This window comes from Microcoleus sp. BR0-C5, from assembly GCF_036705045.1.
In the GTDB taxonomy this organism is placed as follows: Bacteria; Cyanobacteriota; Cyanobacteriia; order Cyanobacteriales; family Microcoleaceae; genus Microcoleus.
The window spans coordinates 1-16761 of sequence record NZ_JAUBTR010000025.1 but is presented as its reverse complement, the minus strand read 5'-3'; the positions used below and the strand labels follow the sequence as shown (position 1 = coordinate 16761).

At 46.7% G+C, this 16761-nt stretch carries 15 protein-coding genes; 7 read left to right on the top strand and 8 right to left on the bottom strand.

All coding sequences use genetic code 11. The features are described from left to right. Positions 1 to 21: 21 nt before the first annotated feature. Positions 22 to 1167, bottom strand: coding sequence for a 7,8-didemethyl-8-hydroxy-5-deazariboflavin synthase subunit CofH (cofH, locus tag QUB08_RS14230; RefSeq protein ID WP_333225298.1), 1146 nt, complete (start codon positions 1165 to 1167; stop codon positions 22 to 24). A gap of 140 nt (positions 1168 to 1307) precedes the next feature. Here cofH and QUB08_RS14225 point away from each other — a divergent pair, with 140 nt between their 5' ends. Continuing rightward, positions 1308 to 2522 (top strand): glycosyltransferase, encoded by a 1215-nt coding sequence (locus QUB08_RS14225; protein ID WP_333225297.1) that lies wholly within the window; start codon positions 1308 to 1310, stop codon positions 2520 to 2522. 106 nt (positions 2523 to 2628) lie between these two features. Beyond that, positions 2629 to 4413 (top strand): glycosyltransferase family 39 protein, encoded by a 1785-nt coding sequence (locus QUB08_RS14220; RefSeq protein WP_333225296.1) that lies wholly within the window; start codon positions 2629 to 2631, stop codon positions 4411 to 4413. A 314-nt stretch (positions 4414 to 4727) separates the two neighbouring features. On the opposite strand, the gene QUB08_RS14215 is transcribed toward QUB08_RS14220, so the two are convergent. Next, positions 4728 to 5138, bottom strand: coding sequence for a hypothetical protein (locus QUB08_RS14215; protein ID WP_333225295.1), 411 nt, complete (start codon positions 5136 to 5138; stop codon positions 4728 to 4730). Positions 5139 to 5289: 151 nt separating this feature from the next. On the opposite strand from QUB08_RS14215, the gene QUB08_RS14210 reads away from it, so the two are divergent. Further along, positions 5290 to 5547, top strand: a complete 258-nt coding sequence (locus QUB08_RS14210; protein ID WP_333225294.1) for a helix-turn-helix transcriptional regulator — start codon at positions 5290 to 5292, stop codon at positions 5545 to 5547. Between the two features lie 145 nt (positions 5548 to 5692). Here QUB08_RS14210 and QUB08_RS14205 read toward each other — a convergent pair whose 3' ends face one another. The 4 genes from QUB08_RS14205 to QUB08_RS14190 all read right to left on the bottom strand — a co-directional run bounded on the left by QUB08_RS14205 (position 5693) and on the right by QUB08_RS14190 (position 9026). Continuing rightward, a complete protein-coding gene (locus QUB08_RS14205; protein ID WP_333225293.1) occupies positions 5693 to 6145 on the bottom strand; it encodes an HNH endonuclease in 453 nt (150 codons plus the stop codon). Positions 6146 to 6147: 2 nt separating this feature from the next. Continuing rightward, a complete protein-coding gene (locus QUB08_RS14200; RefSeq protein WP_333225292.1) occupies positions 6148 to 6420 on the bottom strand; it encodes a hypothetical protein in 273 nt (90 codons plus the stop codon). A 47-nt stretch (positions 6421 to 6467) separates the two neighbouring features. Then, positions 6468 to 7073 carry a DUF3318 domain-containing protein gene (locus QUB08_RS14195; RefSeq protein WP_333225362.1) on the bottom strand — a complete coding sequence of 202 codons (606 nt, stop codon included), beginning with the start codon at positions 7071 to 7073 and terminating at the stop codon, positions 6468 to 6470. A gap of 378 nt (positions 7074 to 7451) precedes the next feature. After that, positions 7452 to 9026 carry a nucleoside transporter C-terminal domain-containing protein gene (locus QUB08_RS14190; RefSeq protein ID WP_333225291.1) on the bottom strand — a complete coding sequence of 525 codons (1575 nt, stop codon included), beginning with the start codon at positions 9024 to 9026 and terminating at the stop codon, positions 7452 to 7454. 220 nt (positions 9027 to 9246) lie between these two features. Here QUB08_RS14190 and QUB08_RS14185 point away from each other — a divergent pair, with 220 nt between their 5' ends. After that, positions 9247 to 9537 carry a hypothetical protein gene (locus QUB08_RS14185; RefSeq protein ID WP_333225290.1) on the top strand — a complete coding sequence of 97 codons (291 nt, stop codon included), beginning with the start codon at positions 9247 to 9249 and terminating at the stop codon, positions 9535 to 9537. A gap of 217 nt (positions 9538 to 9754) precedes the next feature. Here the strand turns inward: QUB08_RS14185 and QUB08_RS14180 are convergent, their stop codons facing one another. After that, complete coding sequence (locus tag QUB08_RS14180; RefSeq protein WP_333225289.1) at positions 9755 to 9949, bottom strand: hypothetical protein; 195 nt, start codon at positions 9947 to 9949, stop codon at positions 9755 to 9757. A gap of 194 nt (positions 9950 to 10143) precedes the next feature. Here QUB08_RS14180 and QUB08_RS14175 point away from each other — a divergent pair, with 194 nt between their 5' ends. Continuing rightward, the gene (locus QUB08_RS14175; protein WP_333225288.1) at positions 10144 to 10308 is read left to right on the top strand and encodes a hypothetical protein; all 165 of its coding nucleotides are present in this window, start codon (positions 10144 to 10146) and stop codon (positions 10306 to 10308) included. Between the two features lie 47 nt (positions 10309 to 10355). Then, complete coding sequence (locus QUB08_RS14170) at positions 10356 to 15233, top strand: CHAT domain-containing protein (protein ID WP_333225287.1); 4878 nt, start codon at positions 10356 to 10358, stop codon at positions 15231 to 15233. Positions 15234 to 15355: 122 nt separating this feature from the next. Here the strand turns inward: QUB08_RS14170 and QUB08_RS32155 are convergent, their stop codons facing one another. Then, complete coding sequence (locus QUB08_RS32155; RefSeq protein WP_445300919.1) at positions 15356 to 15499, bottom strand: IS1/IS1595 family N-terminal zinc-binding domain-containing protein; 144 nt, start codon at positions 15497 to 15499, stop codon at positions 15356 to 15358. A gap of 296 nt (positions 15500 to 15795) precedes the next feature. On the opposite strand from QUB08_RS32155, the gene QUB08_RS14160 reads away from it, so the two are divergent. Beyond that, positions 15796 to 16761: protein kinase domain-containing protein (locus tag QUB08_RS14160; RefSeq protein ID WP_333225286.1), on the top strand; the 966-nt coding region annotated here is incomplete at its 3' end.

Genomic DNA, 16761 nt, shown 5'->3' with positions numbered 1-16761 from the left:
TCGCACTTCGCATCCCAAAAATCACACACTTACTGCCAAATTGTCAACCCCTAAAGGTCGATAAATTGTATCTCTTTGCTGATAACTCCGCCCCAAAGAACGAATCGCATTTTGCAAATCTTCGACAGATTGACAACTGCCGCCCACCGCACCGGCCATTGTAGTAATGTGCTCTTCCATCAATGTACCGCCGATGTCATTGCAGCCCCATTTCAGCGCTTCTGTAGCTCCATCTAAACCTAATTTTACCCAACTCGGCTGGTGATTGGAAATCAAATTTCCCAAGAAGATTCTCGATACAGCGGTGAGTAACAATGTATCTGCTAAAATTGGTTGGTCGCGGCCGACTCGACTCCGCAAAGGAGCCGGTGCTTCCTGTCCGACAAATGGTAGTAAAATAAATTCTGTAATGCGTGCCGGATAGTTTTGGTCGATCGCAGTTTGTTGGAGCGATCGCACTTTTTCTAAATGCAAAACCTGCTGCCCTGCCGTCTCAATATGCCCGCAAAGCATCGTACTCGTTGTTGGCAAACCCAGACTGTGAGAAGTTCCCACAATTTCCAGCCAAGTTGCCGAATTTAGTTTTTCCGGGCAAATCACCCGTCGCACAGAATCGTCGAGAACTTCCGCCGCTGTTCCCGGCATCGAACCGACTCCCGCATCCCGCAAAGCCGAAATTACATAGCTGAAACTAAGATTATCTTTTCTAGCAATAAATTCTATTTCTTGCGGCGAAAAAGCGTGCAAGTGCAACTGAGGAAACTTATCCTTAATAGTTTTCACCAATTGCAGATAATAAGGCAAAGATGCGCCGTTCAGCTTAGCTTGAAGATTTAAGCCCCCCTGCATACAAATTTCCGTTGCACCCCGCTGCACTGCATCAGTTGCCTTTTCCTGAATTTGGGCTGCATCTAACCAAAAAGCGCCCTCATCTCCCTCGTCGCGGCGGAATGCACAGAAACTGCAATGCTGCTCGCAAATGTTAGTAAAATTAATATTTCGATTGATAACATAGGTGACAGTATCCCCTGATTGTCGGCGGCGGAGCAAGTCAGCGGTTGTTTGAATAGAAGCTCGCGCATCGGGATCTCTTTGCTGCAAAAGTACCAAGGCCTCTGCGGAAGAGATGTTATAACCTTGTAAAGCTCGATCGAGAATTGCATCCACAGTTTTCTTTTTAACTCAGCTACAGAATTACTGACTATAATTAAGGCGTTTTTATATTTTAACGAATCAACTATAGAGGAACGATATTCTAAAATCTCAAGTGCTACCAAACCATCCTTGACTTTCGGGACACTGAAATTATGGGCATCTACCAAGGAAATCAGGAATTGCCAGTGCCGTCTGGGCCTTTGCAAATTCCTGCCGTACAGACTGTCGGTTCCAATTTTACAGACGCAGACACACCGCCAATTTATTTTTCCCTGGTCATTCCCACCTACAACGAGTGCAAGAATGTCAAGAGTATTGTGGAAAAATTGAGCCACTTGCTCGACGGAAGTATTCCCGGCAACTACGAATTAATTGTAGTCGATGACAACAGCCCCGATCGCACCTGGGAAGTCGCCCTGTCCCTGACACCGGAATATCCGCAATTGCGGGTGATGCGCCGGGAAAACGAGCGGGGACTTTCCACAGCGGTGATTCGCGGGTGGCAGGCCGCTCGGGGCGAGGTTTTGGGCGTCATCGATGCCGACTTGCAGCATCCCCCGGAGACGCTGTTGCAGCTTTTAGCAGAAATTCAGCGGGGAGCAGATTTAGCCGCTGCGAGCCGTCACGTTGCCGAGGGCGGGGTAAGCGACTGGAGCGTTGTCAGGCGATTTTTATCGCGGGGCGCTCAAACCGTGGGGTTGGTGCTCCTGCCCGGAGTGGTGGGCCGAGTTTCCGATCCGATGAGTGGCTATTTTATGGTGCGTCGCACTTGCATTGCGGGCAAAACCATGAATCCTGCTGGTTACAAAATCTTGATTGAAGTGCTCGGCAGAGGCGATATCCGCTGGATTGGAGAAGTTGGTTACGTGTTTCAGGAGCGGCAAGAAGGTGATAGCAAAGTTACTTGGAAACAGTATATTGAGTATTTGCAACATTTGCTGAGGTTGCGGTTTGCCCGGTGGCCGATGGGTAAGTTTCTGCGGTTTGGCCTTGTGGGTTTCAGCGGCGTGTTTGTGAATATGGGGGTTTTGTATGTGCTGGTGGATATCCTCGGTTTGGGGCTGACTCGCAGTCTGATCGTTGCTGGTGAATTGGCAATTATCAGTAATTTTTTGTGGAATGATTTGTGGACTTTTGGGGATATTTCTAAGCGGCAGCCCGGATCGCGCCAGCGATTGAAACGCCTGTTGAAATTTAATACGATTTGCTTGATGGGTTTGATTTTGAATGTGCTGCTGGTTAATTTGCTGTTTAATGTTTTGGGAATGAATAAATATTTGGCTAACTTAATTGCGATCGCGACTGTGACTCTGTGGAATTTCTGGATCAATATGAAGCTGAGTTGGCGGGTGACGGAGGTGAAGTAGGTAATGCGTAATTGGTAATTGGTAATTGGTAATTGAGAATTGATAAAATGACTGATGGCTAATGACTAATGGCTCTTCTTCCCTATGCCTTTGAATGACTGAATTAATGATTAAGAACAAACAACTGTTGTTGCTATTGCTGTGGACGGCGATCGCCTTTATTTTGCGCTTTGCCAATTTAAACTCGAAACCGCTGTGGACAGACGAGTTTTCTACTCTAGTTTTTAGTTTGGGCAACAGTTTTCGAGGGGTGCCGGTCGATCGCGCGATCGATCTTTCTACATTATTACAACCGCTGCAATTCCGCCCCGGTGCTGGGATTGCAGATGTTCTAAACCATTTGCTGCTAGAAAGCAACCATCCACCAGTGTATTTTATGCTCGCCCACTGGTGGATGCGACTGTTTGTGCCGACGGAGGATAGTTTAGTGTGGATTGGGCGATCGCTCCCGGCATTATTAGGAGTGATTTCAGTTCCCGCCATCTACCTTTTAGGCAAATTTGCGTTCAATTCTCGTTTAGTCGGTCAATGTGCGGCCGCAATGATGGCAGTTTCTCCCTACGGCATTTATCTCGCTCAAGAAGCTCGCCATTACACTTTAGGAATCTTATTAGTTATTGCCTCTCTTTTTTGCTTGACATTAGCTGCAAAAAAGCTGCAACAGCGCGCTCCCCTGCCAATTTGGGCGGTGCTGCTTTGGGTAGTTGTTAACTGTTTGGGAATTGCGGTTCACTACTTTTTTGCACTGACTTTGTGTGCGGAAGCAATAGCATTAATGGCTGTAATCTGGCAGCAGTTTAATGGAAAGTTGCCAATTGAAAACAGCCAGCAGCCTAATATTTGGCAATTTCAAATTCTTTGGCGGCTTTTCGCAGTAGCCGTGGGCACTTTAGCTGGCGGTTTAGTTTGGCTGCCGGTATTTTTGTCAAATAAATACGGCAGCGAACTAACTAATTGGATTGTCAGTGGCGATCGCACATTTTTAGATTGGATAGCGCCGATTTTTCAAGCTTTAGCTGGATGGATAACTGTCATGTCTCTGCTGCCGGTGGAATCGCAAAATTTGGCAGTAGTAGTTGCATCGGCGATCGTAATGGCAATATTTTTTATATTGGTGCTTCCCCTGCTGCGAGGCGCTGTTAAAAATTCCTTAACAACGCCCGATACTCGTTTAGGTACTGTTATTTTCGGCGGATTTGTGCTAGGAGCAATTTTCCTATTTTTCAGCTTTGCATATATTCTAGGGATTGACCTAACTCGCGGCGCACGATACAATTTCGTCTACTTTCCGGGGGTGATATTGCTTTTAGGAGCAACCTTGGCGGTTACTTATAACACACCTACAGCAAAAAGTCAATGGTTTAATTTTCGGGCGATCGAAGTTCCGGGCAAAAAAGCAGTGGTGCTAATTTTAGCAATGGGTTTTTTTAGCGGTGTCACAGTAAATTCCAATCTGGGCTATCGCAAATATTACAAACCAGATATTTTAATTCCGGTTATTAGCCAAATATCGAAAGTTCCCGTGTTAATTGCCACTACTCAAAAGACTCATGTAGAAATAGGAGAGTTGATGGGGATAGGGTGGGAATGGGAAAGAAGTTCGGCAACGGATTTTGTAGCGGATGTAACTGATGTAACGGATGTTAGGAAGAAAGAAGAAGTTAAAGCCTTTGATTCTCCGCTGTTTCTTTTGGCTAATCAGAGAAGGGATGGGCAGGAAATAGCAGCAGGAACGCTTGACAAAACACTCAGTCAATTAGAACGTCCGCTAGATTTGTGGTTGGTTAATTTTCGCGTACCTGTCAATCTAGAAGCACAAAAATGTCAGGTTGAATCGCGCGAGTTGCCTGCGGTGGATGGGTATGAATATCAAGTTTATCATTGTTCCTGATTTGGCGATCGCCTGCAACTACTAGCGGACTTACATCTTGCAACATTCTCAATAAGTTTTTTATGGGCGGGCTAGAAGCCCAACCCCTACTCCCCACAAGACAATCCATTCTTTGTGGAACGGGCTTCTAGCCCGTTGCTGACAATGGTACAAGATATCAGATCCGATCGACTAGAAAGAGCGATAAATTTATGACTCCATAAACTGACATTGCTAAAGCTATTAGCAATAAGCATCACCCCGCTGATGTAGATGTAGGGTGCGCTGGGCGCACCTTACCGCTATAAATACGATCGGGACTGTTCAATCAAACGCTAAGAGTCAGCGGCCAAATGTTTAATTAAGACACTCATCACTTCACCTGGATTCTGGGTTGGGACAAGCGGACTCCAGTCAGAAACGCAGGCAAAATTATCGCGGTGAAAAGAATGAATGACGCGGGAAACAACAGGACGAGAACTGATAATGAAAAGTTTCAAGAGTTCTCGGTTAACTGAAGTTTGCAAGTTTGGTTCTTTAGCAGGGGGCTGATTGAGTTCGGTAGTTGGATTTTCTGGTCCCACCTCGAAAGCAAGTATTAATTCGGTATTGGGTAGCATTTGCCGGATGACTTTCAGGGAAGATTCTGCTTCGCTGCGGCTGCGAAATAGCGCGACGGGTAAGCGCTGAAAGTTGGGCAGGATTCGGTAAATAATCCAGGCATCCGCAGTTTCTGGGTTGTTCATGGCTGTATTGTAAATTGGGTATGTTTGCCCATAGAAAAGTGACAGACTTGCACCTTTGATTTTTAGTGCAGTCTGTTTTGGCTATGGCTGTGCCTACCTCAAGGAAGTTAAGCGATTAAATTAAGCGCTTAAAATAGACTGTTATAATAATATGGTAAAAAAAAGGCAACGTCAACGGCAACCAGAAAATGAGTTGGCTTTTCGGAGACTGCGAGAGGACGCTAACTTGAGTCAAGAAGAGTTGGCTGTGCGGATGGGGGTGTCGGCTTCGTCGGTGCGGCGATGGGAAAAGGGAGACGAACCTACGATGACTGTTCGGCAAATGAGGGATTTTTGCCGTTTGGTAGGGGTATGTTTTGATGACTTGCCGGATTACCTCAGTCGGCGAGTAGATGAGGAGGAGTCATAGGGGGATAGATAGCTCGATCGCACTTTCGATTAAAATAATTAAAATAAGTGCGTTAGCGAAGCTTTCCGCAGGAATCAACCTTTCATTTCAGTACAAATTTTGCTGCAGAGGTAGCCGCTCCCACTTTTAGTAACTCTCAGGATGCTCAACTTTCTGATTGAATTAAATCGCCTGCAGGTGGATGTCGTTTTATAGCTTTGTCAGCGGCCCGAATATTAATGACTCTCTCTCGATTTAAGACTAATGCTGTAACTGTAGCTCGTCCAATTGGAGTCAAACCAACTATTGATAATCCATCCGCCGACCAAATAAAATGTTCGTTCCAACTATCTTGTCTGGGGTTAAACAACGGTACTTCTACGTCTGACTGAGCATCTATCGCTGTAGTTTTATCAGATTTCTTGCGGTTGCAGTGAAAGCAAGCTAGTGCCAAATTGTCAATATCGTTAGTCCCACTTTTAGTTAAGGGAATGATGTGCTCGATAGTAAACTCTACGTACTGCCATTGTTCGGAGGCATGACAATATTCGCACAGACAGTTTGCTCTCTGACGAACTTGATTTTGGATATTTTCAGGGATTTGACGGCGAGCGGACATTTCTACACAGTAGGCTGAATCTGGCCCAAGAAAAGATTGCGGACAGTCCGATTGACCAAACTGAGGTAATCGTCGATTTCTTCGTAAAGATTGAGTTCTTGTTCTTCGTCAGGATTGAGAGGTAAATTTTGTTGTTTGTCTAACAGTTCTTCTATGCGATTTTTGACAGCAGTGGAGGCTTTAAAAATTGGTATGCCTTCCACTAATTCAATTCGGATAGCTCCTTCTATAGGTAGAGTATCGCGCAGGTTTTCCAGTTTGGGGAGGATTAGCATAGTTGTGGATTTTATGGGTTTCTGTCTTGATTATATCAAGGTTTTTTTCACTCTTTCCTCACACTATCGGGCACGCCCACGGCCGAAATACCCGATATCGCCCTTAAGTTTTGACACCGAATCAACTCATTAAAATCCAAACTGCGCCCTTCAATTTGCGCCACAGCCTCGATCGCCCCCAGCAAATGTCCGGCCGCCTCCGCTTCGCTGTAACCGCGCCTTCCCGCTACTCTAATCGCCCCCTCGTCAGCATCTAACTCTACTTGGGAACTGCGGTTGTCGCGCCAAATTCGAGTCATGGCGAGTCCCGTCAAACCGCCCGCGATCGCAGTGCCGATCGCATCTCCCTGCAACAATTCTACAACAGTCCCGACAATTCCCGCCAGAGCCGCACCTTGATAAATATCCGGTTTAAACCACTTAAAATTGCACAGAAAACTTACATTCCGCAATAGCAGTAAATCCCGCTGCGGCTTAGATAGCAGCCGCCACAAATCAAAATTAATATAAATCGGGCGAGATTGATTCCAAGGCAAAGGAAAATCGCAGTCAATTACTGTTGATTGTTGGGGCTTATTAATAATTTTACACGTCATGCGGCCGGAAGCGGGCATCACATCTAACAGGCGGCGAATTTCTGGATCGGGATTCATATTTTTGGGGAATTGGGAATTGGGAATTGCTTGCATCGGCATAAAAAACAACAATATCCATCAGGGGCTTGTAGGGGCGGGTTCACCAACCATAATTGTCTAAAACCTACAATCTCTAAAACCCGCCCTCACTCACCCAATGGCAAATCGCAATCTGATGCACGGGTGGCCAGAAACCGGGTTTTTGCGAGAATACTTTGTGACAACCACAGATTTGATGAAAAACCCGGTTTCTTTGGTTTGAGCGTGTCCATAACTGAGCTGATGCAAATCAAAGTTAATCTAGATTATTGGTTGTGCGGGGGCGGGTTTACAAGATTTTTAACGGGAGTTAAATATTGTTGGAAAAACCCGCCCCTACAAGTCAATAGAATATAATTAAGGGTTTTTCTTGGATGCGGGAGAAGGAGATTCAGCAGCTCTGGGAGCCGCTTTTTCGGTATTACCAGAAGGCTTCGGACTGGCAATTGCTGGGGCAACTGACGGCTTTAAATTCGCGGCTGGGGATGCCGGTGGTTTTGGAGAAACTGGTGCAGCTAACGGGGCCACAGGGGCTGTTTGAGCGCCTAAAATGCTGGTGTCTCCGGTGTCAAAGGTGCCGGCGATGCAAGCGATCATCATTGTCGCTAAAGTGCCGACAAATAATGCTTTCCAACCGAGTTCGGAAATGTCTTTGCGGCGGGATGGAATTAGGGCGATCGTGCCGCCGACAAATATGCCGACGGAGGCTAGGTGGGCGAAGCCGGAAAGGGCGTAACTGACAATCAAAACTGTACGATCGCTCACCAGTCCTTTTGCCGATGCTTCTGCTAAACTTTGATAGGGCGGAATCGCTGTTTCTAACAACCGCCGTCCGATGATTACTGATGCTTGCCAAGAGTCGTCTAAGGAAACTCCTGTTAATAGCGTCAGGGGATAAAATAAAAATCCCATAATGTTGGCTAAGGTGACAACTTTGAAAAAGCCACCAATGGGGCCGGGCAAAATTGCCAGCCAACCAAAGAATTGATTGATTAAGGAAACTAAGCCTAAAATCAAAATCAAAACAGCGGCAATTGCCACTGCCATTTTTACCCCGTCCAATGCACCAATTATCGCTGCATCCAAAGGGCTGACTCGTTCGATTGGTTCTCCCCCAACAGTCTCTTGTTTGAATTCTTCGCGCTCCCTGTCCGAAATTTCTTCGCCCACAAACTCGCGGCCTTTAGGCTTGGGTTCTTCCTTGGGAATGCCGCCCATTGTCAGCGGCACGCCTGTTTCGGGTACTAAGATTTTGGAGAGGACAAAACAAGCGGGGATGGCGATAATTGAAGCTGAAACTAAGTGTCCTAAAATATTTGGAAAAACGGGCTTGAGAAAACTTACGTAAATTGCTAAAGTTGAAGAAGCTGCAGTTCCAAAACAGCAAGAGAGGATTGCACAAAGTTCCGAACGAGTCATTTGTGGCAAATAAGGCTTGACGACAATTGCCGCTTCTATTCCTACGAAAATATTAGCCGCCCCGCTAAGTGCTTCCGCGCCGCTCAACCGCATTGTCGTATAAAAGATTTTGGCAAAAAGTTCGGTGACAATTTGAATCACGCCGATGTTGTATAGCAAGGCCATGAGGCCAGAAAAAAAGATGACTGTCGGTAAAGCTCTAAAGGCAAAAATATATCCTAAATTAACTGCCGGCTCTTTACCAGGTATTGGTACAACATTACTCCCGAATACAAACCTCGCTCCAGCGTCAGCAGCGGTGAATACTCCATCCAGTAAGCTAGTAAACCACTCTAGGGCGATGCGAGTTGGGGGGAACAGGAATACTAAAAATCCTAGGATTAATTGCAGGCCAATGCCCCAGATGATGACGCGCCAAGGAATATACTTGGCCTGTCGATTTTCTGAAAAAATCCAGGCGATCGCACACAGGCCAAAGATGCCCAGAAATGAGATAAGATTGTAGATTGACATGAGCCGATTCCTTGAAATACTTGAGAATGCCGATCGACGGCTTGCACCACATCAGTTATACTATTCATCTGACGGCAAATGCTAAAAAAAATAACGGGCAGATAAATTACGCACTCAACAGCGTACTTATGTCATTGCTTAGGTCATTCCGAACTCTGCGGATCTTTAGCAACCCTTGATTTGCCGTAATTACCAGCAGTTTAGATAGAAACTCTAACACATGGAAGCTTTTGCTCCACATCCTCCTGAATGGACTGCGACGGCGGTTCACGCTAATGAGTTTTGCTGCCCCAAGTGTGGCGCTAGTTGCACGAATGCCGCTGATGTCTGGATTAATCGCCGATCGCCAGTATATACCGAGTTCAACCGTCGCAAGTGGCAAGAATTTTACCGCTGCCAGTGCGATTGCGTGTGGTGGGCCTGGAGTAACGATAGGCCTCCTTCTGAACTTGTGCGTCGCGATCAGAGCTCGGATGAGGGCCCCGATGACGGCCCGGATGATGATTTTTAGAACGGTGACAGAATTTTCGATTTTCGATTTTCGATTTTATAGAAGAAGGAAGAAGGAAGAAGGAAGAAGGAAGAAGGAAGAAGGAAAAAGCAGTAATAGCTAAGGTTTCGGCGATTAAGAATGTCCTAACCGTCTTGGCGGTTGCTATATTTAAAATTAGGGTAAGGTGCGTGGCCCGGCGCACCCGAGATTTAGATAGGTGAGCGCCTTTTCTCAACTAATCCAGCACGTCAAGTATTCCCTTGACTACGCCTTCCATGACTCTTTCAATTAAGCTCAATTCATTTTCGCCGATCGACTCATTTAAGAGCATTGACTGAATTCGCTGTCTGTCATCGCGAGTCAGTTCGCCTGACGAAAATATCTGCTCTACTATTTGTTCAGTTAGAAATGAGGAAGTTTGAGTTTGCATGGTTGGTCTCTAAAAGCATCAATATTTTGCTTTTAACTTTATTAGAGGAGCCAGTTATTGTGTGGGTTTTTACTTTCCCACCCAATCAGTGCTCCAATCCTAGGACCCTGGGGGGATTTTGTCAATACACTCGTTACAGATCAATATAAAATCTGCATTGTATTTCCGACATTCTGGCAACCGGTGGTTTTGGAGTGCGATCGACCCCCGGCGGTGGCGGTGTGCGATCGACCTTTTTAAGTTTATTGGCACTTTGGCGGAACATTACGGCTCAAAAAAACTCAAAACGAGAAGAGATTAAAATTGGTAATGGAGAATTGGCTTTTATGAATTCCCTCTTCCTTCCGGCTAATGACTAAGGACTAATGACTAATGACTAAGAACTAATGACTAATAGCTTCCTCCAATGACCTATTTTCGTTCTGCTCTAATTTTGACATTAGGTTTTGGGCTGCTACCGCTAGCAGTGCGATCGCAACCTATAGTTCCTGCTACTGACGGCACGAATACTGTTGTTAAGTCCGAGCAAAATCGCACCGACATTAGCGGCGGGCAACTGTCAGGAAACGGGGCAAATCTGTTTCACAGCTTCAGCCAATTTAATCTCAGCGAAGGTCAAATCGCTAATTTTCTAACTAATCCAAATATTCAAAATATTTTAGGGCGGATTTCCGGCGACAATGTTTCCGTAATTAACGGTCTGATTTCTGTAAGCGGTGGCAACTCGAATTTATTCTTAATGAATCCGGCGGGAATTATCTTCGGTCAAAATGCTAGATTAAACGTGCCGGGGTCTTTTTTCGCGACAACTGCTACAGGTATTGGGTTCGGCGATAGCTGGTTCAATTCGGCGGGAATTAATGATTACAAAGCTTTACTGGGAAATCCTAATCAATTTAATTTTAATAACTCACAAGTTGGTGCAATTGTCAATGCTGGAAACTTGGCAGTTGGCAGCGGGCAAAGTTTAAGTTTGCTCGGTGGAACCGTTATTAATACAGGACAATTATCCGCTCCAGGCGGTCAAATTACTGTGGCTGCTGTTCAGGGCAAAAATGCAGTCCGCATCAGTCAAGCTGGCAATTTATTAAGTTTAGAAATTACTCCGTCTTTGCCTTCGGAAAAATCGGCGATCGCCCCGGTTTCTTTGCCTCAGTTGCTGACGGGACCCGGCGTAGCATCAGCCACAGGTTTAACGACTAACGAACAAGGTCAATTGGTACTGACTGGCGGCCAAACATTGCCCGCAGTTGCCGGAAGTGCGATCGTCTCCGGTTCTGTAAATGTATTTGGCCCTTCTGGGAATGCTGGGGGCACAGTCAATATTTTAGGGGAAAAAGTTGGACTCTTCGGCGCAAATATCAATGCTTCCGGGACTGACGGTGGAGGTACTGTGCGCGTCGGAGGTGGTTTCCGGGGGATGGAACCCGTGCCGAACGCACTGGTAACTTATGTTAGTCCTGATTCTATGATCGCAGCAAACGCGATCGACCGTGGCAATGGCGGCACTGCGATAATTTGGTCAGACAATACAACTCGCTTCTTCGGCAATATAAGTGCTCGCGGGGGCCTCGCCACAGGTAACGGCGGAAAAGTAGAAGTTTCGGGCAAAAATGCTTTAACTTTCCAAGGACAGGTCGATACCCGCGCGACTAACGGTGCGATCGGCAATTTGTGGCTCGATCCGGCAAATATTACGATCGTCAGCGGTAACGGCGACACCAACGCGCGATCGACTGACGGGGAACTCCAATCGGCACCAGAACCCAATGAAACATACATCTCAGAAGTGCAGTTGGAACAGATGACAGCCGGCAGCAACGTGGTTATAGATACCCCCGGCTACATCACCGTCCAAAACTTGCCAGATAACAAACTTTCCCTGCAAGCGAGAACGGGAGACACAGTAACATTTAGAGCGGGCGGAGTGTTTGTTGTCAATGACTTCAACGACTCAATCGAGACTCAAGGTGGCAACATCAACATTTTCGCCAGCAGCATCTCTCTGGGCGGACTCAATGCTAACGGCGGTAATATCGCTCTCACTGGTAACGGCATTGACTTCAGAGGCGGCAGCAATTCCGTCAGCAGTGCGGGGGGAACAATTCGCTTGCAACCCAACGATAGCCGAGCAATTCGGATCGGTGGCACCGGCGATGTTTTGGGCCTTTTGGACTTGACGGCAACGGATCTCGGCGCTTTGGCGGGGGATTTCGGCTCGATCGCGATCGGGCGCGAAAACGGTAGCAGCTCGTCGATCGCGATCGTCGCACCCATTACCTTCAACAGCCCGCTGACACTTCAAGGCAGATCGATCGGGATCGACAATCCCCTGAATACAAGTGGCAGCGCTAGCTTGACTCTCGACGCGCCTCAAACTGATCTCAACGCCAACATTGCGACATCCGGCGGCGATCTCACTTTTACAGGAAACGCATCCCTCAATGCTGACGTGGCTTTGAACACGCAAGTTACCGGCAACATTGTCTTCTCCGGTAGCCTAGACGGATCTCACGCCCTGAGACTAGACGCTCAGCGAGTGCTGTTCGGCGCTACAGTCGGTCAAGCTGCACCGCTGGCGAGTTTGACTGTCAACGCCCGCAGTACAGAGGTTTCGGGCAATATTGCGACATCTGGCGACATGACTTTCCATAGTAACGTCACAGTCGATCGCACCGCCGCCCTAGCCGCCACTACCGGCAATATCACTTTTGCCAATACCCTCGACAGCACGCCGGGCAGGGCTAATAATTTGACGCTGCGCGCTGGCGGCAACATTACTTTTGGCGGCCTAGTCGGTCAAACTCAGAGGTTGGGCCAGCTCTCGGCCGATGCTGCTAGCGTGACGGCTGCTTCCACAATTACAGCGCGCAGTTTGAGCGTTAACGCGCGAGATTCCGCTCGCTTCGGGGGGGACAGCACGGCCGCTTTGGGAGCCGATATCAAGGCAGAAAACGTCCTCTTAGAGGGTAATTTAAGGACGGATGGTGGCAGCGTGAACCTGCAAGGAAGCGGGGAGGTTCGGACTGGTAATATTACCTCGAATGGTGGGAGGATTCGGGTTGAGGGAAATACTGTTGCTGCTGGTGCGATCGACTCGTCATCGGCGGGCACAGGAGGCGCGATCACTCTCCAAACCAATGCTGGGCCTTTAACTGCGGGAGCTTTGAACGCTTCGGGGGCGATCGGCGGAAATATCGATGTCACCTCTTCATCGGGCATTGCGGCTCTCGATCTCAACTCCAGCAGCACTTCAAACGGCAACGGCGGGGGCGTTTCCCTGAACGCGACTGATAACATTCAGTTGGGCTTTATCAATGCTCAAGGTGGTACTGGTGGCACTGGTGGCAGTGTTGATGTGACAACCCTCGGTTTGTTTCGCTCGAACAATGTTTTCAACGATATATCGGGCAATTCTTCGAGTATTTCTACTGCCGGAGGTGCGGGGGCGGGGAGGATCGCAATTCGCCACGGAGGCGCTATCGATCGACCTTTTGTAGTTGGCGGCGCGATCGACAATGGAACCAGAGGAAGCATTAATGCTGGCGGGGGAAACGCCATTTTGCCCACTTTTTCTTTTGGACAAACTTACACCCAAGGAAGTTTACCAAATCAGATTTCTCTAATTACACCGGCCGCGCCCTCTACTCCTGCACCAATTCCCGAACCAATTCCCGAACCAATTCCCGAACCAATTCCCGAACCAATTCCCGAACCAATTCCCGAACCAATTCCCGCACCGCCTTTAGAGTCCGTAAATCCCGATCCGGAGCAGTCATTTCCTGCATCTTTGCAAGTAGAATTGCGATCGCCCAATCGAGACAGAAATTCCCCAATGAGCCAGGATATTTTCGCTCCTTCTCGCAGATTAGATGCGGCCGGTTCGGGAGTTATAGAATTTGAACAAACCTTTACTCGCGAGTACGAAAAATATCTGGACTTGCCCCCAAGAAAGCCGATTACTAATCTATCGGTGATTTACGAATCTCTTCGCAAAAACGAACAAATTACCGGAACCAAATCTGCAATCATTTATATGAATTGGCTCAGGAGATCGGATGCAGCCGCCGCCAAAGAAAATGGTTCAGTGGTGGTGGCAAGTCGGGATTTATCTAATCTATTGCCTGTGAGAAAAAACCTCACCTCCGGGCCCCATCGCCCCTTAGAAGATAAGTTGGCCCAGAGGTTGTCGCCACAGAGCCAAGAAATTCCCGATGTTCCTAACGGGGAGCATTTAGAATTAGTGTTAGTCACAGCTAACGCTCAACCGATGCGCGTTGTAGTTCCGGCGACAACGCGGTGGCAGGTGTTGCAATTGGCGGACGCCCTGCAAACCGAAATAACTAATCCCAGAAGAAGAAGCAGCATTAGTTATTTGGATTCGGCTCAAAAACTTTATCGCTGGTTAATTGCACCAGTTGCCGCAGAATTGACAGCTTTAAAGATTGACAATTTAATTGTAATTCCGGCAGCAGGTTTGCGGAGTGTGCCCTTTGCTGCTCTTCACAATGGCAAACAATTTTTAGTTGAGCAATACAGTCTTAGCGTGATGCCGAGTCTGAGTTTAACTGATATTGGCTACGACAATATTGCGGATGATGAAGTTTTGGCAATGGGGGCGTCGGTATTTGAAGATAAAGCGCCATTACCAGCGGTACCGGTGGAGTTAGAGTCGATCGCGCCGCCCTCAGAAGGAAAATCATTTTTGAATCAAGATTTTACTCTCGGAAATTTGCAAGCTCAGCGGGCAAATCGGCCTTTTGGCATCATTCACTTAGCAACTCACAGCGAATTCCTGCCTGGGGAACCGAAAAATTCTTACATTCAGTTGTGGGATACTAAATTACGTATCGATCAAATGGCACAGTTGCAGTGGAAGGAACCGCCGGTGAATCTGTTAGTTTTAAGCGCGTGCAGTACCGCTTTGGGCGACGAAGAGGCGGAGTTGGGGTTTGCGGGTTTGGCGGTAGCTAGCGGTGCTAGATCTGCTTTAGCGAGTTTGTGGGAAGTCAGCGATGATGGGACTTTGGGGCTGATGACTGAGTTTTATCGGCAGTTGCGGGCCCCCAGACGCGGTGGCAATTTGATGATTAAAGCGGAGGCTTTGCGGCGCGCGCAATTGGAGATGCTGCGGGGGCGCGTGCGGATTCAAGACGGAATGTTGCGAGCCGAAGGGCTTTCTGGGGGTCTAATTTTGCCTCCAGAAATTGCGGCGCGGGGCGATCGAGTGCTTTCGCATCCTTATTATTGGGCCGCCTTTACAATGATTGGCAATCCTTGGTAAAGGAGTTTTCCCACAAGTGTTACCGAAGTTATTAGGGTGGTTTGATGAACTCCCTGGATTCGTTAATCGCCCGAAAACTCATACCATTGACGTACCTTTTTAGGCATTCGGGTTTCACCGTCTCACTGTAACCAGGCGTGGGACTCATAATCAGCGATAAATTGACGATCGCATCTGACACAAATGTGGTTCTGTTGTCCTTTTTTCTTAGTGTTTTTACGGAGATGGGTTGATTTGCACTCGCTTTCATTGCATGGTGATTCCACCTATTTATACTCTAATTATGCAAGGCCCAAATCTCCTATGAAGACTAACGGCGATCGCACTTCACTCTGTTTTGCCGAATTTTATACGAAACTGTGGAGCGATCGATCGTACTCCTGAGCGGAATGTTTAGCCCTCTTCTTTTTAAGAAATGTTAATAAAAAATAACTTTTCTTTTTCAACTTAAGTTTTTCTTAAAATTTTGGATATTATTATGTATTAGAGGATACATCTACTTAATTAATTAACAATTGCTAAAAAACTAATTGAGTATTAATACTGACAAGAGGATGTAAGAATGATTAACTTACCGGGCTACGACATTACCAACCAAATCCATGAAAGTAATAATTCTTTAGTTTACCGGGGACTGAGAAAACAAGACAAAAAACCAGTAATTATCAAATTTCTTAAACAAGATTATCCGATGCCAGCTTCGTTAGTCAGATACAAGCAGGAATACGAAATCACACACAATCTTAACCTAGAGAGTGTCCCTAAAACCTACAGCTTAGAAAGATACCATAACAGTTTGGCTATCATTTTCGAGGATTGTGGTGGAGACTCATTAAAGCTTTGGTTGGCTTCTCACCAACTTACCTTAGAACAGTTTTTATTAACAGCTATTAAAATAACCAGGGCTTTAGGTGAAATTCATCGACATAAAATTATTCATAAAGATATCAATCCCAGCAATATTATTATCAACTCAACCACAGGGCGAGTTCAAATTATAGATTTTGGTATCTCTACTGTTTTAAAGCGCGAAAATCCTACCCTAAAAAATCCTAATGTTTTAGAAGGGACTCTTAGCTATATATCGCCGGAACAAACAGGCAGAATGAACAGAGCGATAGACTACCGCACTGATTTTTACTCATTAGGAGTCACTTTTTACGAACTGCTAACGGGGCAATTGCCCTGGGATTACAGCGATGCAATGGAATTAATCCACTGTCACATTGCCAAACAAGCAGTACCGCCCCACCAAATCAATCTAGAAATTCCTAAAGCTGTTTCTGATATTGTGATCAAGCTATTAGCGAAAACCGCTGAAGCCAGATATCAAAGCCCTTGGGGAATTATCGCTGACTTAGAAGAATGCCTAGAAAAATTAAAAACTACGGGAGGAATTGCAGATTTTGCGATCGCCCAAAAAGATATTACAGATAAGTTTCAAATACCTCAAAAACTCTACGGCAGAGAAACAGAAGTTGAAACCTTATTAGCAGCCTTTGAGCGAGTCAGCAGAGGCAGCACCGAA

Bases quoted from the DNA above. Each gene is read 5' to 3' on its own strand.
- QUB08_RS14190 (WP_333225291.1), bottom strand. From the start codon at position 9,026: ATGTCAATCTACAATCTTATCTCATTTCTGGGCATCTTTGGCCTGTGT.
- QUB08_RS14195 (WP_333225362.1), bottom strand. From the start codon at position 7,073: ATGAATCCCGATCCAGAAATTCGCCGCCTGTTAGATGTGATGCCCGCT.
- QUB08_RS14220 (WP_333225296.1), top strand. From the start codon at position 2,629: ATGATTAAGAACAAACAACTGTTGTTGCTATTGCTGTGGACGGCGATC.
- QUB08_RS14225 (WP_333225297.1), top strand. From the start codon at position 1,308: ATGGGCATCTACCAAGGAAATCAGGAATTGCCAGTGCCGTCTGGGCCT.
- QUB08_RS14215 (WP_333225295.1), bottom strand. From the start codon at position 5,138: ATGAACAACCCAGAAACTGCGGATGCCTGGATTATTTACCGAATCCTG.
- QUB08_RS14205 (WP_333225293.1), bottom strand. From the start codon at position 6,145: ATGTCCGCTCGCCGTCAAATCCCTGAAAATATCCAAAATCAAGTTCGT.
- QUB08_RS14200 (WP_333225292.1), bottom strand. From the start codon at position 6,420: ATGCTAATCCTCCCCAAACTGGAAAACCTGCGCGATACTCTACCTATA.
- QUB08_RS14170 (WP_333225287.1), top strand. From the start codon at position 10,356: ATGACCTATTTTCGTTCTGCTCTAATTTTGACATTAGGTTTTGGGCTG.
- QUB08_RS14210 (WP_333225294.1), top strand. From the start codon at position 5,290: ATGGTAAAAAAAAGGCAACGTCAACGGCAACCAGAAAATGAGTTGGCT.
- QUB08_RS14180 (WP_333225289.1), bottom strand. From the start codon at position 9,949: ATGCAAACTCAAACTTCCTCATTTCTAACTGAACAAATAGTAGAGCAG.
- QUB08_RS14185 (WP_333225290.1), top strand. From the start codon at position 9,247: ATGGAAGCTTTTGCTCCACATCCTCCTGAATGGACTGCGACGGCGGTT.